The 25,720-nt window shown below is 44.8% G+C and carries 29 protein-coding genes and 1 tRNA gene; 29 read left to right on the top strand and 1 reads right to left on the bottom strand.

Translation table 11 applies throughout. The annotated features are described in order from the left end of the window. The first annotated feature begins 15 nt into the window (after positions 1-15). From DWZ44_RS07410 to DWZ44_RS07340, 15 genes are all read left to right on the top strand, one after another. Complete coding sequence (locus DWZ44_RS07410) at positions 16-774, top strand: head maturation protease, ClpP-related (RefSeq protein ID WP_117804535.1); 759 nt, start codon at positions 16-18, stop codon at positions 772-774. Further along, the gene (locus DWZ44_RS07405; protein WP_243002038.1) at positions 761-1,933 is read left to right on the top strand and encodes a phage major capsid protein; all 1,173 of its coding nucleotides are present in this window, start codon (positions 761-763) and stop codon (positions 1,931-1,933) included. The genes DWZ44_RS07410 and DWZ44_RS07405 overlap by 14 nt, the downstream gene beginning before the upstream one ends. 14 nt (positions 1,934-1,947) lie before the next feature. Further along, positions 1,948-2,214 (top strand): hypothetical protein, encoded by a 267-nt coding sequence (locus tag DWZ44_RS07400; protein WP_117804533.1) that lies wholly within the window; start codon positions 1,948-1,950, stop codon positions 2,212-2,214. Continuing rightward, positions 2,211-2,558 (top strand): phage head closure protein, encoded by a 348-nt coding sequence (locus DWZ44_RS07395; protein ID WP_158565842.1) that lies wholly within the window; start codon positions 2,211-2,213, stop codon positions 2,556-2,558. Before DWZ44_RS07400 ends, DWZ44_RS07395 begins: the two co-directional genes overlap by 4 nt. Further along, entirely contained in the window at positions 2,555-2,878 is a 324-nt protein-coding gene (locus tag DWZ44_RS07390) for a hypothetical protein (protein WP_117804531.1), read from the top strand. The genes DWZ44_RS07395 and DWZ44_RS07390 overlap by 4 nt, the downstream gene beginning before the upstream one ends. Continuing rightward, the gene (locus DWZ44_RS07385; RefSeq protein ID WP_117804530.1) at positions 2,875-3,246 is read left to right on the top strand and encodes a hypothetical protein; all 372 of its coding nucleotides are present in this window, start codon (positions 2,875-2,877) and stop codon (positions 3,244-3,246) included. Before DWZ44_RS07390 ends, DWZ44_RS07385 begins: the two co-directional genes overlap by 4 nt. Positions 3,247-3,259: 13 nt before the next feature. After that, positions 3,260-3,883 (top strand): major tail protein, encoded by a 624-nt coding sequence (locus DWZ44_RS07380; protein ID WP_117804529.1) that lies wholly within the window; start codon positions 3,260-3,262, stop codon positions 3,881-3,883. Between the two features lie 8 nt (positions 3,884-3,891). Then, the gene (locus DWZ44_RS07375) at positions 3,892-4,230 is read left to right on the top strand and encodes a hypothetical protein (protein WP_117804528.1); all 339 of its coding nucleotides are present in this window, start codon (positions 3,892-3,894) and stop codon (positions 4,228-4,230) included. Between the two features lie 129 nt (positions 4,231-4,359). Next, positions 4,360-7,122, top strand: coding sequence for a phage tail tape measure protein (locus DWZ44_RS07370; protein ID WP_199608665.1), 2,763 nt, complete (start codon positions 4,360-4,362; stop codon positions 7,120-7,122). Beyond that, positions 7,119-7,913 carry a distal tail protein Dit gene (locus DWZ44_RS07365; RefSeq protein WP_158565841.1) on the top strand — a complete coding sequence of 265 codons (795 nt, stop codon included), beginning with the start codon at positions 7,119-7,121 and terminating at the stop codon, positions 7,911-7,913. The genes DWZ44_RS07370 and DWZ44_RS07365 overlap by 4 nt, the downstream gene beginning before the upstream one ends. Next, on the top strand, positions 7,910-9,733 hold the full coding sequence (locus tag DWZ44_RS07360) for a phage tail spike protein (RefSeq protein WP_117804526.1): 1,824 nt from the start codon (positions 7,910-7,912) through the stop codon (positions 9,731-9,733). The genes DWZ44_RS07365 and DWZ44_RS07360 overlap by 4 nt, the downstream gene beginning before the upstream one ends. Next, positions 9,720-10,739, top strand: coding sequence for a phage tail tip lysozyme (locus tag DWZ44_RS18170; RefSeq protein WP_158565840.1), 1,020 nt, complete (start codon positions 9,720-9,722; stop codon positions 10,737-10,739). Before DWZ44_RS07360 ends, DWZ44_RS18170 begins: the two co-directional genes overlap by 14 nt. A gap of 16 nt (positions 10,740-10,755) precedes the next feature. After that, a complete protein-coding gene (locus tag DWZ44_RS07350; RefSeq protein WP_117804525.1) occupies positions 10,756-11,550 on the top strand; it encodes a phage baseplate protein in 795 nt (264 codons plus the stop codon). A 12-nt stretch (positions 11,551-11,562) separates the two neighbouring features. Continuing rightward, a complete protein-coding gene (locus DWZ44_RS07345) occupies positions 11,563-11,883 on the top strand; it encodes a hypothetical protein (RefSeq protein WP_117804524.1) in 321 nt (106 codons plus the stop codon). Between the two features lies 1 nt (position 11,884). Further along, positions 11,885-15,076 carry a right-handed parallel beta-helix repeat-containing protein gene (locus tag DWZ44_RS07340; protein WP_117804523.1) on the top strand — a complete coding sequence of 1,064 codons (3,192 nt, stop codon included), beginning with the start codon at positions 11,885-11,887 and terminating at the stop codon, positions 15,074-15,076. 70 nt (positions 15,077-15,146) lie between these two features. Here the strand turns inward: DWZ44_RS07340 and DWZ44_RS18165 are convergent, their stop codons facing one another. Continuing rightward, positions 15,147-15,314: a ribbon-helix-helix protein, CopG family gene (locus DWZ44_RS18165; RefSeq protein ID WP_158565839.1), complete on the bottom strand. Its 168-nt coding sequence runs from the start codon at positions 15,312-15,314 to the stop codon at positions 15,147-15,149. A gap of 194 nt (positions 15,315-15,508) precedes the next feature. On the opposite strand from DWZ44_RS18165, the gene DWZ44_RS07335 reads away from it, so the two are divergent. The 14 genes from DWZ44_RS07335 (at position 15,509) to DWZ44_RS07270 (ending at position 25,639) form a co-directional block, all read left to right on the top strand. After that, a complete protein-coding gene (locus tag DWZ44_RS07335) occupies positions 15,509-15,931 on the top strand; it encodes a hypothetical protein (RefSeq protein ID WP_117804522.1) in 423 nt (140 codons plus the stop codon). Positions 15,932-16,171: 240 nt separating this feature from the next. Further along, positions 16,172-17,167, top strand: coding sequence for a site-specific tyrosine recombinase/integron integrase (gene xerA, locus DWZ44_RS07330; protein ID WP_117804521.1), 996 nt, complete (start codon positions 16,172-16,174; stop codon positions 17,165-17,167). 115 nt (positions 17,168-17,282) lie between these two features. Further along, entirely contained in the window at positions 17,283-17,735 is a 453-nt protein-coding gene (locus DWZ44_RS07325; RefSeq protein ID WP_117804520.1) for a phage holin family protein, read from the top strand. A gap of 171 nt (positions 17,736-17,906) precedes the next feature. After that, on the top strand, positions 17,907-18,257 hold the full coding sequence (locus DWZ44_RS07320; RefSeq protein ID WP_117804519.1) for a hypothetical protein: 351 nt from the start codon (positions 17,907-17,909) through the stop codon (positions 18,255-18,257). A 61-nt stretch (positions 18,258-18,318) separates the two neighbouring features. Continuing rightward, the gene (locus DWZ44_RS07315; RefSeq protein ID WP_147342465.1) at positions 18,319-19,878 is read left to right on the top strand and encodes a phage tail tip lysozyme; all 1,560 of its coding nucleotides are present in this window, start codon (positions 18,319-18,321) and stop codon (positions 19,876-19,878) included. Positions 19,879-20,420: 542 nt separating this feature from the next. Next, positions 20,421-20,822: a hypothetical protein gene (locus DWZ44_RS07310; protein ID WP_147342464.1), complete on the top strand. Its 402-nt coding sequence runs from the start codon at positions 20,421-20,423 to the stop codon at positions 20,820-20,822. Between the two features lie 111 nt (positions 20,823-20,933). Then, positions 20,934-21,170 carry a hypothetical protein gene (locus tag DWZ44_RS07305; protein WP_117804516.1) on the top strand — a complete coding sequence of 79 codons (237 nt, stop codon included), beginning with the start codon at positions 20,934-20,936 and terminating at the stop codon, positions 21,168-21,170. An 86-nt stretch (positions 21,171-21,256) separates the two neighbouring features. Beyond that, positions 21,257-21,454: a hypothetical protein gene (locus DWZ44_RS07300; RefSeq protein WP_117804515.1), complete on the top strand. Its 198-nt coding sequence runs from the start codon at positions 21,257-21,259 to the stop codon at positions 21,452-21,454. Between the two features lie 17 nt (positions 21,455-21,471). After that, positions 21,472-22,446: a type I-C CRISPR-associated protein Cas8c/Csd1 gene (locus DWZ44_RS07295; RefSeq protein ID WP_117804514.1), complete on the top strand. Its 975-nt coding sequence runs from the start codon at positions 21,472-21,474 to the stop codon at positions 22,444-22,446. After that, positions 22,436-22,615 carry a helix-turn-helix domain-containing protein gene (locus DWZ44_RS19295; protein ID WP_117804513.1) on the top strand — a complete coding sequence of 60 codons (180 nt, stop codon included), beginning with the start codon at positions 22,436-22,438 and terminating at the stop codon, positions 22,613-22,615. The genes DWZ44_RS07295 and DWZ44_RS19295 overlap by 11 nt, the downstream gene beginning before the upstream one ends. A gap of 22 nt (positions 22,616-22,637) precedes the next feature. Next, complete coding sequence (locus DWZ44_RS07285) at positions 22,638-22,949, top strand: hypothetical protein (RefSeq protein ID WP_117804512.1); 312 nt, start codon at positions 22,638-22,640, stop codon at positions 22,947-22,949. 124 nt (positions 22,950-23,073) lie between these two features. Beyond that, a tRNA-Lys gene (locus DWZ44_RS07280) sits at positions 23,074-23,143 on the top strand. A gap of 166 nt (positions 23,144-23,309) precedes the next feature. Then, complete coding sequence (locus tag DWZ44_RS07275; RefSeq protein ID WP_022461224.1) at positions 23,310-24,365, top strand: D-alanyl-D-alanine carboxypeptidase family protein; 1,056 nt, start codon at positions 23,310-23,312, stop codon at positions 24,363-24,365. Positions 24,366-24,685: 320 nt separating this feature from the next. After that, on the top strand, positions 24,686-25,639 hold the full coding sequence (locus DWZ44_RS07270; RefSeq protein WP_117762165.1) for a peptidoglycan DD-metalloendopeptidase family protein: 954 nt from the start codon (positions 24,686-24,688) through the stop codon (positions 25,637-25,639). Positions 25,640-25,720: the final 81 nt, after the last annotated feature.

The raw sequence follows: 25,720 nt of genomic DNA, 5'->3' as shown, positions 1-25,720 counted from the left end.
GGGAAGGAGAAAACCATGAAAAGAAAAGAGATGCATTACTGCCAGCAGGTGGATGGCAACGTGCACAAGATCTTTCTGTATGACGATATCTCGAAATATGGAGAGTGGAACTGGGAAACCTGGGACTATGACGAGTCGGAGACATCCGCGGCACATTTCCAGAAGCTCCTGGAAGCGGTGCCGGATGGGGAAGAAATTGAACTGCATATTAATTCCTACGGCGGATCGGTTTCGGAAGGAACGGCCATCTACAACCTGCTGCAGGAGAGCAAGGCACACAAAGTGGGAATCGTGGACGGCGTATGCCATTCAATCGCGTTTACAATTCTGCAGGGGTGCGATGAGCGAATCATGGGATACGGCACAAGCGCGATTATCCACAACATGTGGGCCAGCGTCACAGGAAATGCAAAACAGCTCCGGGAAGAGGCGGACAAGCTGGACGTGTGTATGGAATCCTGTGTGCAGCTGATGATGCGCCGTGCGACCATCGATGAGGCAGAACTGAGAGCCATGATGGATGCAGAGACCGTGCTCACGCCGCAGAAAGCCTTGGAGTGCGGACTGATTGATAAAATCGGCGTGGAGCAGAAGGAGGAGCCGCGGACAGAACAGCTTCTCGCAGAAAATGAACAGCTGATCAAACAGCTGAACAATCGCACATTCCTGGATGCGGAGGTTAAAAAGTTCATGCGGGCCGTTGCGCCGGCGCAAAAACAGAAAAGCGGATTTGACGCTTTCTTTCAGAAAGGAGAAAAAAATGAACATCGATAAAATCACAGAGGCAGAGCTGAAACAGAAAGTAATGAAGATGATGGAAGATGCAGACGATAAGGTAGAGGCGATCTATCAGGCTGCAGCTATGATCGTGGAGGAGAAAAACAAAGAACTCATCAATCAGCTGGTGGAGCAGAACGCCCGCGCGGCTCACGATGAGGAATACAGAAAACGCCTGAACCTTCACAATCTGTCAGACAAGGAAAAACAGTTCTACGAGGGGCTGAAAGATGTGAAACAGGCAATCACTGCAAAGCAGATCGACATTATTCCGGATGAAATCATCGACAGAACGCTGGATGATGTGAAAAAGGCAAGTAAAATTCTGAGCCTGGTAAAATTTGCCCCGGCAAATGTGAAAAAATGGCTGGTTGGTGAACATTCCGGGACTGCAGTATGGGGGGACTTGACAGATGCCATCAAAGGAGAGCTGAACGCAAGTTTTGAAACTCTTGACCTGGAAGTGAAAAAACTGACAGTATATCTTGTGATTCCGAAAGCAATTCGGGATCTTGCGCTGCCATTTGTGGACAAATATTTTACGGCAATTCTTGCGGAGGCAATGCAGGACGGTCTGGTAAAAGGATATCTGGATGGAAACGGAAAAACGGGTCCTGTAGGAATCATGAATAAGATCGCGAGCTTCAAAGCGGACGGAACCGCGCAGGCGAAAACGGTAATGAACACGGTAACCAAATTCAGCCCGAAAGGACTTGCTCCAGTAAGAAAGACACTGAGCAAAGACGGAAAGAGAGAAATCGGAACGCTGTATTTACTGTGTAATCCGAGCGATGAGGCGGAATATGTGGACCCGGCGCTGTATGGAGAAAGTCTCACGGGAGGATACAGAAACACCTCGTTTATGAGCCTCGAAAAGATTCCGGATGCGAATGTACCGAAAGGAAAAGGCATTTTTACCATGGCAGGTGTCTACACGATGGGAGCATCTGGCGTGGAGCTGAACACTTATGACCAGACAAAAGCAATGGATGATGCAGACGTTATCGTCGGAAAATGCTATGCGAACGGACGCGCGGTGGATGATGATTGCGCTGTAGTATTTGATGTAACGAAACTGGAAGAGTACGTGCTGCCGGTTCAGCAGGTAACGGTCCCACAGACAACCGCGCAGGCAGAAGAGCAAACAGGAGAATAAGGAGGTAAGGCGGAATGCTGGAAGAAATGATTGAGGAAGTGCGGCAGGAATTTCAGATTCCGCCGTATTTCCCGGATGAGTCCCTGCTTCGGTATCTGAAAGAGGGAAAACACCGTCTCGATACACTCAACCCAGGAAGAAACCTGGAAACGGATGATACGTTTCGGAGTCTGCTGAAAAATTATGTGTACTATGCATATAATCATAAAACGTACGAGTGGGAGCAGAACTATGCTGCAATTATCTTATCATGGCAGCTGGAAAGCGAGGTGCCGTCATGAGCCTGCCGGTGTACACAAGCGGCTGCTTTGAACTCTATAGAATCAAAACAGACGAAACCAAAGATTTTCCGGAAGACATTTTGGAAAATCAGCATATGACAATCTGGTATAACGAAATATCCGTGTATGATCATACTAGATACGCACTGAGTCAGAGCGGACGGGAAATTACGATGAAAATACGGATCCCGCAGTACAAGAAAATTGACAGTGACTGTGTGTGTGTCATCGAGGGAACGCAGCACCGAGTCTATAATGCAGCGCACATCATAAACAAGGACGGATTCCCGGAAACAGAGCTCACACTGGTGCGGCCAGATCGAACGATTGAGGTGATTGCATGAAAAAACAGGAATTAAGCGATTTGCTCCACTCGCTCCAGATCCCGGTCAATGAGGGAATCGCAAGCCAGGAAAATACAAACAAATACCCGCGTGTGGTCTATTGGGACTATATCTGGGAGGATATTCTGGCATCTGGAGAAGAGTACGAAAATGTGGAAACATACCAGATTAGCTTCTATTCTCGTACGCCGCGGAATGAAAAACTGATGGAACTGAGAGAAAAACTCAGAGAAGTCGGGTTCCATCCTACCATCTATCACGAGTACGTGCAGGAAGATAAGGTCTTTCATTCTTATTTTTCCGTTGAGGTAACAGTATGAATGAGGACGATTTCTATTCCGCCGGCATGAACGAATTTCAGAAGATCATTCAGGAATATCAGGAGAAATTCGAACAGAGCAGAATTGAAGCAGCCATGATGGATGGCGCGGAGCAGCTGGCCAGAGATGTGCGGGCGCTGCCAAAACCGAGATCACAGATTCGAAAGTCTGGATACGCCCATCTACTGGACACCGTTTCGGCCAGAAAAGGAAAAAACGGGGAAGTAGAGGTCGGATGGGGAAAATATTACGGTCCGATGGTAGAAGCCGGAACATTGAAAATGAATGCACAGCCGCACCTGCGCGGGCTGTTCAAGAAAGATTCGAATAAATATTATAACCTGATACTGCAGAGATTGTTCAGGTAGAAAGGAAAAAAATATGTCAATCAAAACGAGAAAACCACCGCTGAAAGAAACAGTGGGAGCACAGTATGTGTGTTTCAATACGCCGGACGAAAATGGACAGTGGACAGAAACGTTTGAGGAAAGCGTGGAGAAAACCGAAGTTGTAAAAAGCGTAAAAGTAACAGAGAACACAGGGACAACGGATGTATATGCTTCCGGGAAAATCTACGATACAGACACCCGCCAGCCATCAACGAACATCGAAGTCGAGGTAGTGGCGTTCCCGGCAGATACGCTTGCAAAAGCGAGAGGGGATGAGGTGACGAAAAACGGCCTCATTCTGTCCGGAGGAAAGAGCATTCGTCCGTTTTTTGCGTATGGAAAAGTGGTCAAAAACAAGGACGGCTCAGAGAGATATGATTGGTATCCGAAATGTAAGCTTACAGCAAACACAGATGATGCGGCAACAGGTGAGGAAACGTTTTCCGTGCAGACAGATACAGTAACGATCGTTGCGTACCCATTCGACGCAAAAGAAAATATTAAAGTATCGCTGGATTCCAGCATGAAAGCATTCCCGGAGGGGCTGACAGAAGAAAAGTTCTTCTCGAAACCAATCCTCAAGGATGACGATCTGACAACGGCAGTAGCCGGATAAGGAGAAACATGAAAGATTATATTGTAGATTTGACGGACGGCACCCGGCTGCCCGTCAATGTTAATTTTGGCACACTCTATTATCTGCAGAAAATGCCGAAATTTTACAAGCTGGCCAAAAAGAAGCAGGAAAAACTGACAGATCCGGAAAAAATGGATCTTGCGGCCGCGTCCGTGTACGCAATCCTGCGAAGCAACGGAAAAACGGTGACGTTTGACGAGGCACTGCAGCTGGTGCCGATGGACGATGAACAGATCCGCGTGCTGCTGGAGGGATTTTCGGCCAGATGTGACGAGTATGCTAAAAAAAAACGAGCACGCCAGCAGATGGCGAAGGGCTTGACGTAGACTGGGCGGAATACCGGATCTGCGCCGCGGAGATGGGGATGAGCGAGGAAGAATTTTTTAATTGCGACCCCATCTTTTTTAACGAAATGTATGAAAAATTTTGGGAGAGAAAGAAAGTAGGTGAGCTGTATGGCGGATGATATGAAGCGGGTCGGTTTATCGTTCAAAACGGACGGTACGGTAGATTTTCAGAAAAGCCTGAAACAGATTTCGGAAGCCGTACAGGGTAACCGGGAAGAGTTTAAACGTGCGAGAATCGCCTGGGATGACAGCACAACGGCCATGGAGAAACTGACCGACAGACAGAAATACCTGCAGAAACAGACCGAAACATATAACGAAAAAGTGGAGGTCCTGAGAAGAGAGCTTTCTGAACTGGAGGGAGCAGAGAACAAAAACGAGAAAGCGATCTCCCAGAAGAAAAAACAGCTTTCCCAGGCAGAGACAACACTTGCCCAGTACCAGAAAGGCCTGAAAGAAGTAAACCAGGAAATCAAGAGCGGCTCCGCGGTTTTGGAAGAGAACATGAAAAAACTGGATGACTCCATCAGCACGCTGGATGCGTCCGCAAAAAAGAATGAATCCTCATTCAAGCTGATGAAGAGCCAGTGGGACAAAAACACCTCATCTGCGAAAAAATTAAAAGATGAGCAGAAGTATCTGACGGAGCAGGGCGAGACGTACCAGAAAAAAGTCGGTCTCGTAAAAGAAGAACTGAAACTGTTGGAAAATGCCGAGGGCGACAACAAAAAGGCGATCGAGGAAAAGAAAGCCGCGCTGAATGAGGCGGAAGCGTCGCTAAATGAATACAAGAGCCGTCTGAAAGAAGTAAACGAGCAGCTGAAATTCGGAAAAGCATCAATTGAGGAATATACAGAAAAAGTCCAGAAAGCAGGGGAAAAGGTCAAGGACGCGGGAAGCGGAATGACGAAAAAGGTGACCGCTCCGATTCTTGCGGCCGGAGCGGCGTCTGCCAAAATGGCTATGGATTTTGAGGATTCGATGGCAAAAGTTTCGACGATTGCTGACGCAACGGAAGTCCCAATGGACGAAATGCAAAAGGCGATCTTGGATCTTTCCAATCAGACAGGAATCTCATCGGAAGAAATTGCACAGAATGTCTATGATTCTATTTCAGCAGGACAGAAAACAGGCGATGCAGTCAATTTCGTTTCGAATTCAACAAAATTGGCAAAAGCAGGCTTCGCGGATGCGGGAGCGGCGCTGGATGTGCTTACAACCATCATGAATGCGTATGGATTGAAAGCATCTGAAGTAACGAATGTTTCGGACATGCTGATCCAAACACAGAATTTGGGAAAAACGACGGTTGCTGATCTTGCATCATCAATGGGAAAAGTAATTCCGACAGCAAACGCCTACGGAGTAAGCCTGGACGAGCTGTGCGCGGGATATGCCATCATGACAGCGAACGGCGTTGCAACGGCAGAAAGCACAACCTATATGAACGGTATGCTGAATGAGCTCGGAAAATCAGGAACGACCGTATCGGAAACTCTGAAAGAAAAGACGGGAAAGACGTTTAAGGAATTGATGGACAGCGGCATGTCATTATCTGATGTCCTGAAAATAATCAGCGATGCGGCGACGGAAAACAACAAATCGTTTGGCGATATGTGGAGCAGTTCGGAGGCCGGAAAAGCAGGTATGATCCTGCTGGGAGACAGCGCTGAGAATTTTAATGGCGTTTTGGAACAGATGCAGAATAGTGCAGGTGCGACAAATACGGCATTTGAAAAACTGGACACAAACTCCACAAAGATTAAAAAGGCGACGAATGAGCTGAAAAACGATGCTATCGACCTTGGAACAACACTGATGGAGGAACTCGCACCGATTATCGAAAATATTGCGGAAAAGATTTCGCAATTTACAGAATGGTTTAACGGGTTGTCGGAATCGGAAAAACAGATGATTATACAGATTGGCCTGATCGTAGCTGCTATTGGTCCGTTGCTTATTGTGCTTGGAACAGTGGTGAGTAGCGGGGCAAAAATAATCGGAGGTATTCCGGTCATAGCAAAAGGCTTATCGGGTCTATTTGGCATCATCGCGGCGAATCCGGTCCTCGCAATTATAACGGCAATTGTGATTGCTGTTTTTACACTCTGGACAACCTGCGACGAATTCCGGGAAGGGGTACTCGAAGGGATTGATATTTTAAAAACGGTACTGACCGCCGGTTATGATTTCTGCGTGGAGCTGGGCGAAGAGAAGCTCGGCCGGATCCAGGATGCCTACGAAAAACACGGAGGCGGAATCACCGGAATCTTGGCCGCGAGCTGGCAGACATGGAAGGAAATATGGTCCACGGGATTTGATGTGATCGACAAGCTGACAGGCGGCAAGCTCACAGGAGTCAAAAATAAATTCTGGAGCAAATTTGAAGAAATCAAAAACGTGGTAAAAAATGCACTAGATGCAGTAAAACGTTTTTTTGCCGGCGAATGGCCGACACCAAAAATAAAAATGCCACATTTTCGGATATCACCGCCGGGATGGTCGATCGGCGATCTAGTAAAAGGAAGCATCCCGAGGTTAAGCGTCAATTGGCACGCGAAAGGCGCGATCCTGAACAGACCGACCGTTATTAATCAGTCTGGAAACACGATCGACGTAGCAGGCGAGGCAGGACCGGAAGCTGTAACACCAATTGAAACACTGAGAAAATACGTCCGCGAGGAAGTAAAAGAAAACAATGCGGATCTGATAAAGGCGCTTGCGGAAGTCCTGGGAAATCTCGGTCTGACAATGGAAAACGTGATCAATCTTGGAGATGAAAGAATCTACCAGAAAGTTGTAAAATTAACCATCAAAGAGCTGAACAGACAGCAGACAAGCAAGCCTGTCTGGAAAGGAGGCTTTGCGTGATTGATGATTATGAGGTTATTTTTGCGGGGGTCAGTTCAGCTGACCTCTGCATTTTTGTGGTCAACAGGCCGAACATCCCTGCAGCAGAACGGGACATCGAAACTCTGGAAGTGCCGGGAGTAGATGGGGCTTATCATATCGACAATGGCCGTTACAAGGAGATGACAATCTCGATCGAGATGAACTATATCGGCCCGGAATCGAAATGGCATGAAAAATGGCGGGAAATCAAACGATGGGCGCAGGAGAAAAATGCAGAACTGATCCTGAATGACGATCCAGTGTTTGTGTACCGCGCCTATTATGCAGTTTTAAGCGAAAACAGCAGAGAAAGCCTGCGGGTGGGAAAATTCACGATCACATTCTATTGCTCACCGTATCTGTACGTACGCGGAAGCGATGAATATGAAAAGCCATATCCAATGCCGGTATACTGGGGCCACAAAGTAGGCGGCGGAGGATACGTGCTGACAGAAAACGGCCAGAAAGTAGCCACAAAAAGAAAGTTTTTTACACTGACGAATGAGTATGACACCTCGTGCCCCAAAATCAAAATTGAGGGCCACGGAGAGTGTTGGGGACGAATCAACGGAAATGAGCTGCTTGCACAGGTCAACGGAACGTTGATTATCGATACGGAAAAAGAAATCACAGTGAATGGTCATGGACGAAATGCGAGCAATGCAATCAGAGGAAACTATGAAGATTTCTATCTGAACCCGGGTGAGAATGTGATTTTGTTTGATTCTGCATTTGAGATTTCGATTGCACCGCGTTGGAGGACAAGATGATACAGGTTTACAAGCCAGAAAACAAAAATTTTGAAAATAACGGCGACTGTGTACTGCATCCGAAGAAATGCGAGCTGACTATGCAGCTTAGCGGGGAATGGGATATGGAGATCGAGTGTGCGGCGGATGCGCTGTATATTGATTGCCTGAAAGCCGGATCCGTTATCACAGCACCGACCCCATACGGAGAAAACGAGCAGTTCCGGGTGTATGATGCAGAAAAGGAGATGGGTGGACTTGCCGCAAAGGCACGGCCCATCTTTTTTGATGCATCAAGAGAAACCCATCTGAAAGATGTGCGGCCAACACAGTGCACGGGCACGGAGGCGGCGGAGAAGATCAGCGCTGGGAAATATCGTGTTATTTCGGATATCACGGATATCAATACCGCGTACTACGTCAGGAAGAATTTGATTGAGGCGCTGCTGTCTGACGATGAAAACAGTTTCATCAACAGATGGGGTGGAGAACCTATTTTCCAGAATTACGTATGCCAGATGAGGAAAAGAGCCGGAGGAGATTACGGAGCAGAAGCACGGCTTGGATTTAACATGTCGTCCGTTAAGGCGAAAGTAAACATGGATAACGTGGTTACCAGAATTATTCCGGAGAGCTACAATGGGCACACACTGCCAGATGATAGTTACTATGTGGACAGCCCCAATATTGGGAAATATCCGATCGCCTACACAAAAGTGGTACAATACGAAGACGTAAAACTGCAGGAGGACTGCGGAAACGATGAAACAGGATATGCTACACTGGAAGATCTGCAGAAAGCATTACGGAAAAAGGCAAAAGCAGATTTTGAGGCAGGATGTGACCTGCCGGAAATCACGTATGAAGTGGATCTTATCAATATCGAAAACACAATTGAGTACGCAGATGTGGAGAAACTTGTGAAAATCGGCCTCGGAGATTACGTGAAAGTGGAGAACAAAGATCTGCAGATATCGACAAGAGAACGTGCTGTGAGCGTGGTGTGGGATTGCATCATGAAAAGAAATACAACAGTCACGCTCGGATCCGAGGAGAACGATTATCTGGATCGGATCAGTGCGGCGATGAAAACAGCAGAGCTGGCGCTGAACAAAGATGGAACCGTAAAAGGCGATCAGGTAACCGGAATGATTAACCTGATGAAAACAAGGCTGAAAGCAACTGCAGAAAATGCGGAAAAACAGGCGGCGAAAGCAATCCTTTTCGAAGAGTTGGACAAGAACAGCGATCTGTATGGAGCGATGGCACTTGGAACCACGGGATTTCTGATCGCATCCGAAAGAACGCCGGACGGCAGAGATTGGGATTGGAAAACGTTTGGAACGGGTCAGGGATTTCTGGCGGATTATCTCATCGCAGGCGTATTGATGTCACAAAATTACAAGGATGGGGAGCAGGGATTTAAACTGGACCTGAACAGTGGTAAGATTTTCGCGTCATTGTTGGAAATTGCCGGAAAAGAAAATGGAAAACATTATTCTGTAGCGCTGGAGAATGGAAAAGTAGTGCTGAAAGAATCCAGCGGAAAGGCAATTATCCAGATATCATTGCTCCAGAATATAGATATTGCAACCGGAAAAAGCACATGGTCAGGAATGATCGGGAGCGGAAACACCTTCGTGGAGGTCAACCCGCAAGACGATTATATCAGATTCAAGGCTGGATCAATCTACGAGGGATATTCCGGTTCCGCGGGATTGAGTGGAAAGCTCGTGTACTCGGATGAGAGCTATCTGGTTATCCGAAACGGCAGAATCACCGGAGGAAGGATCAAGAAATCAGATGGAACGTGGGAGGAGTTAAAAAATGGCACTAATTAGCTCAAATGCTTATCTGAGTATGGAAAATGCCACAGATAATGCGCAGTACATCTACAATTTCATGGTCCGAAATGGAGCGTCGCAGAATGCGGCGCTTGCCGTGCTGGGTAATATGTACGCAGAATCAACGTGCAATCCGGGAATCTGGCAGAACCTCGACAGCAGCAGAACAGACCTGGGGTTTGGGTTGGTGCAGTGGACACCATCCACGAAATATACGAGCTGGGCCGCGTCGAAAGGATATGAGAGCAAAAATATCAACGGGCAGCTACAACGAATCCTATACGAAAAAAATGTAGGGATCCAGTGGCAAAAAAGAACCACGTCGATGTCATTTGCGGAATTCTGGAACTCCGGAGAAAGCTTGGAAACGCTCGTAGAATTATTCGAGCTCAACTACGAGCAGCACGCCGGAGCAGTGCAGCCAAAAAGAAAAGAGTATGCGAATTATTGGAAAGCGCATCTGGCGTTGGATGATGATTCGATCGAAAAAATTGAAAAGGCGATTGCCTGGATGTTGAATATTGCGGCTGATAACTCACATGGATACGATCAGGGCTACAGATGGGGGCCGGATTATGACTGCTCCTCATTCTGCATCACAGCGTGGCAGGAGGCCGGCGTGCCGGTGAAAACGTATGGAGCATCCTACACTGGGGATATGCGGGCGGTCTTCCTGCGCTGTGGCTTTTCGGATGCGATCGGGAGTGTAGACGTCTATTCCGGATCAGGTCTGAAACGCGGCGATGTACTGCTGAGCGAGGGCTATCATGTAGCAACCTACATAGGCAATGGACAGGTTGTGCACGCTTCGCAAAACGAATTCGGTGGAGCGGTAGGAGGACAGACCGGGGATCAGACGGGAACCGAAATCTGTACAAGGGGTTACTATTCCCATACGCCGCCGTGGAATCATGTTTTGAGATATAAGCAGGGAGGCACGGAGGAGGTGCCAAAGCCGGAACAAACGGTAACAGTATATCCGGTGCGGTGGATACCGGCATAGAGAGGAGACAGAAAAAATGGACATGACAATGTTTGAGTGGCCAACGAAAGCCAAAGTCGAAAGCACGGATTATGTAGCAATTTGCGACGCAGACGGAAATGAGAAAAAAATTGCCGTGGACGATTTGAAAAATATCCAGAAAGCAGAAACCACAGGGGAAACTGTGGAGGAGTGGCTGAAAACAAAACTGAAAAGCTATGCAGGCTTTTCGGACGGATTCTACCCGGATCTGGGCGGATGGTCTGGAGGAACGGATGCATTCGGACTGATCACAAAAAAAGGAGTTAAGGTGCAGTACGTAGGATTTATGGCAGATGGAAAAATCCGTATGGGATCCTATGATACGAGCAGCGGTGCGTACAAAATCTATATGCACGGAGATGCTCTGGCGGATCATCCGGTTGGATCCGTGTGGATCACGGAAGAAAAAACTGCAGATCCGAATACAATTTTTGGCGGAACGTGGGAGAGATACGCAAAAGGAAGGACACTGGTTGGCGTTGATGAAGAAGACACCACGAAAAAATGGAACACAGCTGGACTGCAGGCCGGTGTTGTGACAAACAACATCGACCACAAACACTACGAGACCAACGGAGCCGATGAGGGATCTATGTATCAGATTTTCGGAGAAGATGGAGGACCGTATGGCTCTACGGTCCAGGCAAAAATGAATAATGCATCATGGAAAGCACAGACATCGGTTGGAAATATTAGAGTAAATAAAGTCTCCAATATTATTGATGGATCAAAAACTATCAATAACATGCCGCCGTACATCACAGTCTATATCTGGAAACGTACAGCTTAGGAGGGAAAGATCATGAGAGTACTTGAATTTTCTGTTATGGGTCAGCAGATCGAAAAGCGAGGGGATTTTTCCGGTCTGGTGGCGGGCAGTGAGCAGTATATGACAGCGAAATTTTATTTTGACCGGGAGTGGGCAGGAAAAGTAAAAGTGGCAGAGTTCCGCCGAATTGACTCGAAGATTGCAGAATGCTTTTCGGAAAAAATCACTGGAAACTGCTGCATCGTGAGAACCGAGGTGCTGCACGGAAAGAAATGGTACGTGAACGTAGTAGGACTGGGAAAAGACGGAATGAAGCTGTCAACAAACAGGGTAGAAGTGAAACAGGAGGAATGACATGAGCACAACAGACGAATTACTGGAAGAGATGCTGGAAGATGCGGAAGAGTACGCAACACCAGTCACGGACGATGATCTGCAGTTCTGGATTGACGAACATCTGAGAGTGATTTCTATCCCGAAAAACGGCGTAGTGGCTGGAGTTGAAGGAGATAAAAATGTAAATAAGATCAAATTCGGCATGAACCGGTACTACCACGGCTTCGACATGTCCACATTCTCCGGGAGAATTTTGTACTCAAACGCCAAAGGAAATAAAAATTACTACAACATCACAGATATGCAGGCAAGCGGGAGCGCCATCACGTTTTCGTGGCTCGTAGACGCCGATGCTGTGCAGTACATGGGCAAAACCGCGTTCGTGGTCTATCTTTACAAAACCCAGGGCTCGGAGCTGCGGCAGAAATTCTATTCGACGCTCGCCACTCTGAACGTATTAGAAGGAATGGAAGTAGATTCTGCCGTGCCGGTTGAAAAACAGACGGACATCATCGAGCGAATGAAAGAGGAGATAAGCGCCTACGCAGAAGAAGTCAAGAAAAGCCTGCCGGCCGACTACACGGCAATGACGGAGCAGGTTAGTTCGCTCAAGGAAGATATAGTTCCACTTGAATACGATATTTATAATCAGTTAAATAATATAAATTTCGATGAATGGAAAACAAATAATCCAAACAATACAATTTCGGAAGATAATGGTGTTCTATCTGTTATTATGAACACCTACGCGGAAGATTTTAGAATCCAACGAATTGGGGCTATACCAAACTTTCAAACAGGTCATACATACTACGCAAAATGCGAAATGTATACGGAAAATTTTACTGCTCTCGGCAAAATTTATATAGGAGATAGCTATTCTCCAGTAACAACGATTACTCCGTCAACATGGTATACGGTATCAGGACTTATTGAACCTCAAAAAAATGCTGAACTTGGATTTTATAGCGAAGGAATTGCTGGAAATGAGCAAGGGATGGTTTTCAAGTTTAAGAATTTATTTCTTGTTGATGTGACTTTTTTGATTGAAGAAAGCACAGACCTAAAGTATTTTGATAATTACTTCAACGGAATAAATCTAATAAAAAATGAGCAATATCTTCCTTTTTTAGCAAAGAAAAATACTTTAGCAAAAAGAAATAATGGGGTCACAATAATTGCTGGTGCAAATAGTGCTTATAAAAACACAGCAAATTACATCTGCTCAGGCAACAACGACCAGTTACTTATAAACAATGTTATTTCGAAGCCACAAGTTAATACAATATATTTCACGCCAGATTCGGTGTTTGATATACAGGCTGAAATAAAATGCAAAACAAGTTTATCTCTTATTTCAGATGGAGCAGTATTTAAGACATCAAAATCAAAAACTATAAATATTGCTTCGATTTCAAAAGGTTCTTTAACTGTTACGTCTACAGAAGAAGTTTATGATTTTTTTGAAGGAATGTATGTGGAACTGACCTCAAAGGAAGACTCTTCTGTTTGGGAAACATTTTATATTGAAAAACCGCACTATCAAGCAAAAACAATAAAAATACGACCAACATATAAAACAAAAGGTACTGCCAAAACAAGTCTTCAAAATAATTACTTAAAAGGTGCTTATTTAAGAAATGTATCTTCTTGCTTTTCTGGTTTCAATATCAGCGATGTAATAATTCGAGGGATTAAAATTGATTGGGGAGCAGATGTAAACGAACAAAGCCCAGATACTTATTATGCGCAAAACGGTTTGCATTTCGCATGGTGTAAAAACATAAATGTTGAAAATGTAATTGCTAAAAACGGTGGACGACATGGAATAATGTATTTTGATTGTCCATATTCAAGAATTTTAAACTCTACTTTTGATAAGTGGGGCGAGCATGGAATTGATATTTTTATGCCACTTGATATTCAAATCGAGAGAAACAAAAACATTATTTCTGGTTGCTTCGCATCGCAAAATGGAATGAATGGAATACAATGTCATGGTGGGTCTGGACTAATAGTTTCAAACAATTTTTTCTTCGATAACGGGCAATATGGGATTGGTATTTTTGGCGGATGCAATGACAATATTATTTTAGGGAATGAAATCCGAAATAATGAATATGGAGGTATTATGGTTCAACGAGCATCCCATGACATTATAATCCAAGGTAACACTATTTTTGGTGGAAATTATGGATTACTACTCAATGGGTGGACAGACGAAAGATGTGTTCATGTTAAAATTTCAGGAAATTTCATTTCTAATAGCAAAAAACAAGGCATTAAAGGTGCCCACGTTACAAACATTACAATTTTTGACAACGAAATTTTAAATTTTGCAAATGACCCAAATGGTGAAAGCTCGGTAGATGGAATTTGTTTTGACGATGCTATAAAATGCACAATCAGAAATAATACAATATCATCTCTTCGAAATTTAGCAGGGAATGCACTTTTAATTAGCGGCAACAATAGTATCGGAAACATTTGCCAAGATAATAGCATAAAATTTTTGAATGAAGTTGGCTTTATTATCGGCAGAAATAGTTCGTGCCAAAAAAAGATGAATTTCCCTAGAAAGCGCACTTTTGAAAATGTCGCATCAAATACTGGTTATATTAACCAAGATGGTACTATCACACAAAATTATTCGGGATATTCGTATACGGATGAAATCCCTGTTGATGTTGGTGACATTATTGTTTCGACTAATTCTGGCGGTAAAATGCTCGTTATGGCATTGTATGATGAAAATCATACATTTGTAAGTGGAGTTTATTCGGGAGAATATGGAGTTCTTCAAGAAAGATACCTGTTTGTGACTAAAAAAGGATACGTTAGACTATCATATTTAAATAAATATGGAAATATGGCTATATTATGTAGTGCCGATAACGAATCTAATCATGAAAGATATATCGAAGTAAGCACCAAAAAAGACGTTTTGGATTCCGATAGTATTCTTGACTTTTTCGTAGCTGCAAATAACAATATTCAAATTCTGGTTGAAAATGTAACTGGAACGGTTACCAGCTCTGGAATGGTGAATATATATTATTCTGACGGAAGTGTAAAATCCGAAGGAATAACGTTCAACAGACCAAAAGAAGTACATGCTGATTCCGAAATCAATGCTATTTCGATATATATTTCTCAACAAGTTATTGCAAAAGATGGTGCTATTAAACTTTCAGCACAACTAATTAACTAAAAGAAGCAGAAAGGTAACTACCGATACCATTTGAAACACATAGAATGGTATCGGTAGCATTGGAAAAGGATCATGAATCATGTTTCTCAAGCCACTCGGAAAGAGCCTTGCGGATGACCCACGATGCGGTACGCTCTTCGCGTTCGCAGTATGAGATAAGCTGCTTAAGCTGTTCCGGTTCAAAGCTGATCGACATTTTCTTGTACTTGTCCTCTTCGGATTTGCGTGGATGAGCCATGATAACCACCTCCTCGAGACCACTATACCAGACGCGAGTGAGTGGTAGCAAGAAGCAGTGATATATTGGGATATGTAGGCATAACAGACGAAGCGCCGCCTCGTATTGGATATGGTATCAGAAGACATTAACTAAGAATTCTTGGAAATTTTCTCCTTCTGCTGTATAATAGCGGTGGAAGGAGAGCTAATAACATGGGATTTAATATAGAAATAGAATGTGTATTACTAGGTGCGTTGATTACGGTCATTACAGATGTAATATGGCATTATATGGAAAGTAAAAACAAAAAGAGACATAGTGCAAGAATGTTATATTATGATATATTAAGCATTAAAAACTATGTGGATCAGCATAATCAGAATAGGTTAGAGACATATGAGAATTTAAGATATAATAGAGAATGGCAAAACATATTATTAGAATTAGATTTTCTGTCATTTAAGCAAGTAGAATGTGTATATAATTTGTACGATACAGTATATGATTTTGAGTATTCAGATGAATATTCTTGGAGATATGAATGCTTTGATAAAATAAACAAAATAATTACGAGTAAAGAATTTGATGATTTGATGAAAAAAATACAACATAAAGCAAAAATTAGGAGAGGCTAGTGCCTCTCTTTTCTATTGATGTTTTAGTTAATTAGATTTGCTGAGAAAATCGAAAATATATTCGAAAAAATGAAGAAATCGCGCGTGAAATATGCTATAATGATAGGGTAGAAAACAAAAAATGGGAGCCGAACTCCCTGACTACCAATCATAAAAGTTCGGCTCCTCCCACCCACAAGGGGGCTGTGATTATTATAACACATCCGCCTCCTTTTGGGTACCCCACAAGGAGGTTTTTTTATGCGCGAACAGTTTGTGAAAGAATTCGTGACGAAGCTTGTGAACCAGATCCCGGATGATGCACTTAAAATCGTGTATCAGAAATTGACCATTTTTGTGTCGGACTACGAAATAGAGCCGAGAAAAACGGAAATCGTCCCATACGAGGGATATCTTCCGGAATGCTATGAGATTTATTTTGCGACACGAAAAATCGAGGGACTGAGCATCCGCTCGCTGGAGCTGTACAACATGGTCCTCCGGGATTTCTTTTTCCAGGTCAATAAGCAGCTGACAGAAATCACGACGAACGATATTCGGGTGTATCTGTACCAGACCCAGGAAACAAGAAAAATCAGCAATGCAACGCTAGATAATCGCCGAGTCATTATTCACACATTCCTGGAGTGGGCGGCCAACGAAGGATACATCGGAAGCAACCCATGCCGAAACATCAAGGCGATTAAGTATGAGCGGGCACAGAGAAAGCCACTATCCGGAATGGAGCTGGAACGGGTGAGAAATGCGTGCGAGACGCTCAGAGACAAGGCCATGATCGAGATGCTGTATAGTACCGGATGCCGCGTGACGGAGCTGGAACGCCTGAACATTACAGACGTAGATTTTGAGCAGAAGGACGTGCATCTTTTTGGAAAGGGGGATAAGCACCGTACATCGTGCCTTAATGTACGAGCCGAACTTGCGATGAAAAATTATCTTGCGACAAGAAATGATGATAACCCAGCCTTATTTGTTTCAGAACGCGCTCCTCACGGCCGGCTGAAGAAGCCGGCGATTGAGAAAAGGGTGCGGCAGTTGGGAGAGATGTCTAAAATCGGGCGGAGAGTGTATCCACATCTGATCAGACACACGACAGCGACAGATGGATTGGATCGAGGAATGCCAATCGAAGAGGTACAGCAGTTCCTCGGGCACGTAAATATTAACACCACCATGGTCTATGCTCAGGTATCGAGAGCCAATTTAAAGCGGGACCACAGACGGTGCATTGTGTGAGAGCGGATTTCCGCTCTCATTTTTTGAAGGAGAAAATATGACTGAGATTAGAGCAGGACCCCGCGCGGAGGTCCTATTTTTAACACATAAAATAAGAAGAAAAAGGAGAAAAACCATGAAAATTATTGACTCTTATAACGCTGTAGTAGGCAGCGTGGTAGCGGTGCTGTCGTATCTGTTGGGGCCACACTGGATCCTGTTTGCACTTTTTCTCGGCCTGAACGTGGCGGACTGGCTTACGGGCTGGATGAAAAGCAGAATTGCCCACAAAGAGAGCTCCAGCGCGGGCTGGAAAGGGGTACTCAAGAAACTTGGGTACTGGCTTATGATTGTAGTAGCGTTTGGAGCAAGCACGGCTTTTGTCGAAATTGGTAATACAATCGGAATTGACCTCAAAATCACAACACTGCTGGGGTGGTTTGTGCTCGCGTCGCTGCTGGTGAACGAAATCCGGTCGATTATTGAGAATTTTGTGGAAGCTGGATTTGATGTACCGGTTGTTCTGACGAAGGGCTTGGAAGTCGCGGACAAAGCAATCAACCAGGAGCAGGAAAAGAAATCAGAGTGAGGGCGGCCAACAACCGTCCTCTTTTGCGCCGGCGCAATTCCGGCAGAAGGAGCTAATATGAAAATTGATAGGTCATACATGTGCGCAATGAACAAATACCATAGACGTACATAAAAAGCCCACACGGGGCTATACGAGGCTCTGACGGGCGAATAACAGGAGGTTAGAAAGATGGAAGTATTAAAATTTCTGGAACAGATCCCGTTGCCGATTCTGGTGGTGGCACTTGTGATCCTGGTTGCGATCACAGTAGTGATGGCATATCAGTATGCAAAGATGCGCGGCATGGACGGCATCCGGGGGGATGTATACCAGTTGATCCTGAAAGCCGAGCATGTCTACAATGAATCCGGCCAGGGAAAGCAGAAACTCAAATGGGTTGTAAGCCAGGCACGCGGACTCTTACCAAAGTGGATGCAGGTTTTTGTAACAGAAGAAATGATGATGAAGGTAATTGATGAATGGTTCAAAGGCGTGAAAGACCTGCTGGACGACGGGAAGGTAAACGGATTCCAGCAGTAGTTATAAAGAAGGTCAAAGAGCGGGCATCATACCCGCTCTTTTGCTGTGAAAGGAGAACGTCGTGGCAATTTCACGAAATATGAATACGGATGCGGTATATAACTGCCTGATCGCTGCCGGGGCATCAGTTTACGGAGCTTGCGGAGTGATGGGAAATATCTTTGCAGAATCGGGGTTCAATCCCCGTAATCTGGAAGACCTGTGCGAGGAACGCCTGGGGTATAAGTACACAGACGATACCTATACCGAGGCGGTAGACAGCGGAGAGATCTCTCGGGAGTTGTTTCTGCATTCGATGGGAGACAGCCGCCAGTATGGCTATGGCCTGTGCCAGTGGACAAGTGCTGGCCGAAAAGCTGGATTGTATGATCTGGCGAAAAAGAAAGGGGTTTCGATCGGAGACCCGACAATGCAGATTGAGTACATGATTTCGGAACTGCAGAGCAGATATCGAAGCGTTTTCTACGCTCTCAAAAATGCAACGACTGTGCAGGAGGCGTCGGACATCTTTCTGCAGAAATTCGAGCAGCCCCTGGATACTGGGGACAGCGTAAAAAGTAAACGAGCCAATTATGGAGAACAGTATCTCATGCTCTATCAGGACAACAACGATAAGGAGGAAGGAACTATGAGCTTAATCTCAAACAGTGGACACGATGAAAACGGCAGATATTCCGGCGGCAGAGCCGGAGATCAGACAGGAACCGAATGGGCGTTGATCCCGTGGTACTCCCGTCCCTGGAAGTGCGTACTGCGGCATCCGAACTCTGCAGTACGTGCAAAAATCGCAGAGCTTGGTGTCAAGGCGGCGAAAAACGACCTGATTGGTTACGATCAGGGACAGCGTGATACATACTGGCAGCACCTCAAAGCCAGCAACTACGATCCATCGCAGATCACCATCGCCTGCGAGGCAGACTGCTCCGCGGGAGTCATTGCAAATGTCAAAGCGGTCGGACACCTGCTCAACATCGATTCTCTCAAAAACCTGAAAGCAACTTACACCGGAGATATGCGATCAGCGTTCAGAGCTGCAGGTTTTACCGTCCTGACGGACAAAAAATACCTGAACGGACCTGACTACCTGCTTGCCGGGGACATCCTCTTAAACGATGGATTACACACGGCAACCAATATTGCTGACGGCGCGGAAGCAGGCGGAAACTCTACGAGCACCGGATCCGGCAGCAACAATGCCAGAAACAACGTTTCTGATGGTCAGAAATGGCTCAACAGCAACTATGGGGACAAGATCCTGAAGTATTGTGGAGCCAAACTGCGCGTGGACGGAGACTACGGCGATAAGTCCAGATGGGCTGCCCTGGCGGTTTGGAAAGACTTGATGAACCGGAGATACGGCACGAAGCTGGATCCGACCAACAAGAACTTTTTCGAATCATGCAAAAAAGTTGCTTCGAAAGCCACCGTCAGCCATGGAACTCAGGGAACCTTTACCTTCCTAGTTCAGTTCATCCTCGCAGCGAAAGGCTTTTATTTCGATAACATGGACGCTCTCTGCGGAGACGGACTGACTGCCGCGATCAAGTCCTACCAGAAATCCAAAGGCCTCGAAGCCGATGGATACTGCGGAGCCAACACCTGGTACGCACTGTTCAACTGATGAATCAACTGACCGGTTGTGATCCTGAAACGTGATCGGTCAGAAGTAACCAGTAAACCACGCAAAAAGACTTTCTTACCAGAGAAATCCGGTGCAATTCCATACATGCAATTTATACGCCACTTTGCCCTGGGTATCTTCGGATACCTGGGGCTTTTTTATTGCCATTTTTTAAGGTAAAATTAAAATAAATATATTACGTAAAATGTATTGACATATTGCGCAATATGTGATATATTATAACCATAGAAACGAAATAATAATTGATGAAAGAAATATTTCAATAGCAGAGACGCTGCGGCGCTTGACTCTTTGATGTAAAGGCGGTAATTATGAGAGAAACAAAAGAATTTAATCAAATTGAATATATCAACAATTATATAAAGAAGAAATACGATCGGATAAATTTGGTTGTACCGGCGGGAAGCAAACAAGTTATTAAAAGTAGGGCTGCACAAAAAGGAAAAAGCGTTAATCAGTATATAAATGAACTGATCGACAATGACTTAAAAAATAGTAAAGAGAAAAAAGGAGATAAGAAAATGAAAAAATTTGAAATCGTAAAAACAACAGCAGAAATCAGCTGGAAAGAAAGGGATGAAATCAAGGAAGGATGCACGATGTACGATGTGGATCCGGAAAAAATTGCTTCATTCGGAACCAAAGAGGAAGCCGAAAAGGAATTGAAAAAATACAAAACGGATGTTTGCGCATCCGGAAGCCTCTTCACGGTCGAAGAGTTTTCGATCCAGGAAAACGAATATGACGAAGACGGCGAGTGGATCGGAGGCGGAGATATTTGGAAGTTTACTCCAATGGAAATTTTCGTGGTCGACAAAGAAACGCGGAAAACGATCGCAAAAGTCAAAACTTACGAAGAGGCGGAGGAGGCCGCAGAAGAGTATGAGGGCGATGCGGGCGCCGATATCGTGTTTTACGAATAAAAAAATAGTCGTGTCGAAATGGCACGGCTTTTTTTATTTGCAAAAAAATGCACATTATACGTATAATGTGCTAATATATAATCACAGAAAGGAAATAAACAAATCAGAAAGGTGGTAGTAAAAATAGAAGAAAAAGTGGTAATAACGAATAGTTCGGAAGCAAAGAATTTAAATGAAAATGAATATTTCACTGCATATTTTAATGACGTAAAATATGGTATGACAGATTATTACGAGGACCTTGATGGTAACGGAGCTGCAGAAGTGGTGCAACGAGCAGAAATAATGAGGAGACGCAGGGATACCAACCCCTGCGTCTTTTCTATAAAAAACTATTGGGAAACTTGAAAAAACTATTGACTTTTGTACTCCAATGGAGTACAATATAATTAACAAAGGAACACAAAACAAAAAAGAGAAAGGCGGAAACAACAATGACAAGATACGGAGAAGAATACAAACTGAACACGGAAGAAATGGAGAACATCGCAACCTATATGAACGATGAGATCAGAGAAGACCTTCACTTCGAGATGGCTCCATGTGAACCGGAAGAGTTTCTGAGAGCTTACGTAGAAAAAGATCCAGATTTTGAAGAGCTGCTGAACAGCGAGTTCTCAATCGAGCTGTAAAGAAAGGGGAGGAAAAGATGTACTGGAAAGAGATCCTAGATATTTACGAAAGAATGGGAGTGGAGAACATCATTCCGATTGCGCACACGAGAATTAAACCGAACATAAAAGTATTGCTCGACGAGAGTGGAAATTTCGTTGGGGCAACACTGAATGAGCAAGATCGTTTTACGATTCCGTGCACGATTGAATCAGAGTCAAGAACGAGTGGATGTGCACCGCACCCGATTCATGATAATATGCAATATTTATGCAACGAGTACAATGACCCGAAATGCAAAGAAAAGAACGAAAGTTACATGAAGCAGTTAGGAGAATATATCGAGAAAGTAGACGACGAGCTGGCGAAATCAGTGTACAAATTTCTCGAAAAAGGACTTCTCAGAGAGTGCATCAAAGATCTTTTAAGGAAAGTAAATCTTCCGGAAGAAAAGGTAATGATTTGTTTCGTGATGGTAACGAGGGAAACCCTGACAAGGGCCTCCATATCGGACGAATACGAAAGATTTTGCCTGTACGCGCTACAAACAGGAGACGGGCAAGACCTCCAATGGCGTGACTACTATCTGAAAAAGCTGGATCCAAACGGAATATGCAGTATAACAGGAAAAGCTGATTTCATACCACCAACTTATCCGAAAGCAATACGAAACCCGAGAGACTCAGCAAAATTGTTCGTCGGCGGAGCGCCCCAAAAGCAAAAAGAAAAATTAAACTCAATGCCGGTGATCAATCCGGGATATGTGATCACACAGAAAATCATTCACACACTACAGTGCATGAACTACGAAGGAGCACAATGGGCATATCAAGTGGTCCGGGAAAACAAAGGAATAACAAAAGAAGTCATAAACAAAATTGAAAACGATCGTGAAATGACAGAGGAAGAAAAGAAGAAATTCGAGAAAAAAATAGTAAAAAGTTTTAACAGGATAAAACAAAATAAAGAGTGGATGGCGAAGAAAGACGGGGAAGAAAGTTATGACGATTAAAGAGATAAGAGAACGCTCCGGACTTTCACAAGGAGCTTTCTGCAAACGGTATGGGATCCCGAAAGGGACCTTGTGTCACTGGGAGAGTGGAGAAAGAAAGCCGCCGTCGTATGTGCTGAATTTGTTGGAAAGAGTTGTTGAACAAGATAAAATAAGAGGGGAGAACTAAAATATTTGAGAGGAGAAACTATATGAATTTAAAAGATGAAAAAATTTTATCGGCGTTCGAAGAAAAACAATCAATAACAGGTGTGCATAAAATTACTGGGTATAATTGGCAACAAATAGCAAAGGTATTATCTACGTATGGAATTGTTGCAAATGATACTCATGAAATTATTTTGAATTTATATGATCGAGGAAAAAATGCAAAAGAAATTTCTGAAATAACTGGTTATGCAGAAACGACAGTTCATGCCTATTTACCGAGGGTAAGACCTGCATATAATGAAAACATTTCTGAAAACGCAAAACGGATAAAGAAATATAGACAAAACAAATAATATACGTACAAAAGACCGTGTCAAAAATTGACGCGGTTTTTTATTTGACAGGATAGACACAATGTGCTAAGATCTGAATGTGTCATTTTTGTGTCATGGGCTTTCGCAAAAATGGCGTATTTGCGGGCATTTTAGGCGGTAAGGGAACTTGACTTTTAATCAAGTTGTCCGGGGTTCGAATCCCCGATGCTTCACTATGTGGAACCCTTTCGAGGGTTCTTTTTTTGTTCTGCATATCCAAAATTGGTCCGGTGGACCAATTTTGATTATGTTTATCTTAAGGTTACGGCGAAAATCTTGCAAAAGAGCAGGAAATGTACTATGCTTTGAAAGAATAAAAAAGAACGGAGGAATCTGTTTATGGCACAAAAAAAGAAAAACAAAAGACGAAGACGCCAGTTTCAGCAGAAAGTGATTTTAAGTGTTCTGCTTGTTATCATTATCGGATTGATTGGCGTGCTTGGATATCAGATGCAGAAGAACGAGAAAAAACAGACGGATGGAAACGCAAGTGCATCCTCTTCGGTTTCGTCATCCTCTCTTGTTGGGGACAGTTCAGAGCCGATATCGGATTCCAGCCCGGAGGAGGAGATTACACCGACGCCTGAGCCGGTACAGCAGATTTCGTCAGATGGTCTGAACAGTCAGCATGCCCTGCTGGTGCGGGAAAGCGATCTGGCTGAGATGATGAATCTGGGCGGAGATGAGAGAATTTATCCGGCGTCGATGACAAAGATTATGACAGCGCTGCTTACCATTGAAAATCTTCCGGATCTGAACGAGACGATTACGGTTCCGGAGGACATCTTCGAGGAACTGACGGCACAGGATGCGTCGGTAGCGGGATTTAATCCGTACGAACAGCCGACGGTTCGTGATCTTCTCTATGGTGTGCTGCTTCCATCCGGCGCAGATGCCTGTGAGACATTGGCGAGAGCAGTCGGCGGATCGGAAGAAGGTTTTGTGGCCATGATGAACCAGAAAGCAGAAGAACTGGGACTTACCAATACGCATTTTGAGAACTGCACGGGACTACATAACGACAACCATTATTCTACCTGCCGTGATATTGCGGTGCTGATGAGTGAGTGTCTGAAGAGTGATACGTTTCGCGAGATCGTGACGAGGGAGGTTTACACAACGGAGGCTACCGCATCACACCCGGAGGGAATTACGCTGTATGACACGATGCTCCACCGGTTTACCAGCTATGAGATGAGTACGACACTGGAGAACGGGGCAGTCATTGAAGGCGGAAAGACCGGATTTACCGATGAGGCGGGTCAGTGCCTGGTCAGCTTTGCAGAATATGGAGGCGAAGAGTACATACTTGTTACGGCAGAGGCCATGACGGATTCGGGATCTGCGGTGGACAGCATCGCGGATGCGAGTACGGTGTATGGAAGATTACAGTAAATACAGGTGAAAGCGAGAGCTGGAAACGGGAGAAAATTCCCGGTTCCGGCTCTTTTTTTTACGTGAAGCAAGTCGAGAAAATAAGGTGTGGATAACATTGGGGATGTTTTGCACGGAATGCGCAGAAAAGAATTATGTTTTCCACAAAAGAAAGAAGCGCAGGGGAAAAATTGTGGATAACGGAAAGGAAAAATCCGGTTTTTGTGTATAGATCGCGCCGGATGGGAAATACTGCTTACTGTAGAAAAGCAGGAGGAGAGCGAGAAATCGAAAAACGCCTCTGAAATGCTTAAAAAGATATCAGCAGAGGTGGTAAGAACATGAAAAGAGACAAGTTGAGAATCGGCGTGATCACAGCGGCACTGGCAATGATGATTGCAGGCGGAGTGCTGACCTGGCAGCAGGATGCGAGAAACGGTAAGGCAGATCAGGCGAAACAGGGAGAGACGGCACAGCTTACAGAGGACGAAAGCACCGGAACTACAGAACAGCAGACGGAGGAGACGGCGGGAGATGCAGACGGAACGCGTGCCGTACAGGATCAGGCAGATGATGTGGAAAACAGTCTGGAACAGGTGCCGGAAATGGAAGCGGCGTGTGAAGAAGAGGCGGCGGGAAATCCAGAAGCAGATGCAGAGACGGCTCAGAATACACCGGAAGAATCAGATGGGAATACAGAAAGACAGGACGCGCAGGCGGTAAACGGAACAGCGGCGGATCAGAACGGAGAAACAGGATCAGGAGAAACAGCGGCGAATGAAGAAACGAGTGCAGCATCCGGAACTGTGGATTCTGCAGAAAATCAGGAAACGGCAGTTGAGACAGCAGGGGCTGCACAGGATCTGATGTTCAGCGAAGCGACAATCATGGAACTGCCGGTTACTGGAACAGTTCTGATTCCGTATAACATGGAAAATACCGTTTATTTCCCGACACTGGATCTTTACCAGTGCAATCCAGGCGTTGTTTTCTCGGCGGCAGAAGGAACTCCGGTTCTGGCGGCAGCGGACGGAGAAGTTGTGAGTGTGGAAAATGATGCAAGAACCGGCCTCACCGTCACCATGAATCTTGGAAATGGATACGAAGCCATCTACGGACAGCTCACAGACGTTTCCCTCGAGGCAGGCCAGAAAGTTCAGAAAGCAGCACGGATCGGAGCAGTTGCAGCACCGACGAAATATTATGTAAAAGAGGGAAGCAATCTTTTCTTTGAGATGAAAAAAGACGGAAAAGCCATTGATCCTATGGTATATCTCCCGGCAATTTCGGAATAAAAAAGAGGACCTGCACGAAATGGGATGCGGGAAAGTATTATAAAGTGTAGGATTCGCAATCGAATCTTTTTTACAGGTTTT

Source organism: Blautia sp. AF32-4BH, from assembly GCF_003460565.1.
In the GTDB taxonomy this organism is placed as follows: Bacteria; Bacillota; Clostridia; order Lachnospirales; family Lachnospiraceae; genus Fusicatenibacter; species Fusicatenibacter saccharivorans.
The sequence above is the reverse complement of the archived record's forward strand: the minus strand, read 5'-3'. Positions and strand labels throughout refer to the sequence as shown.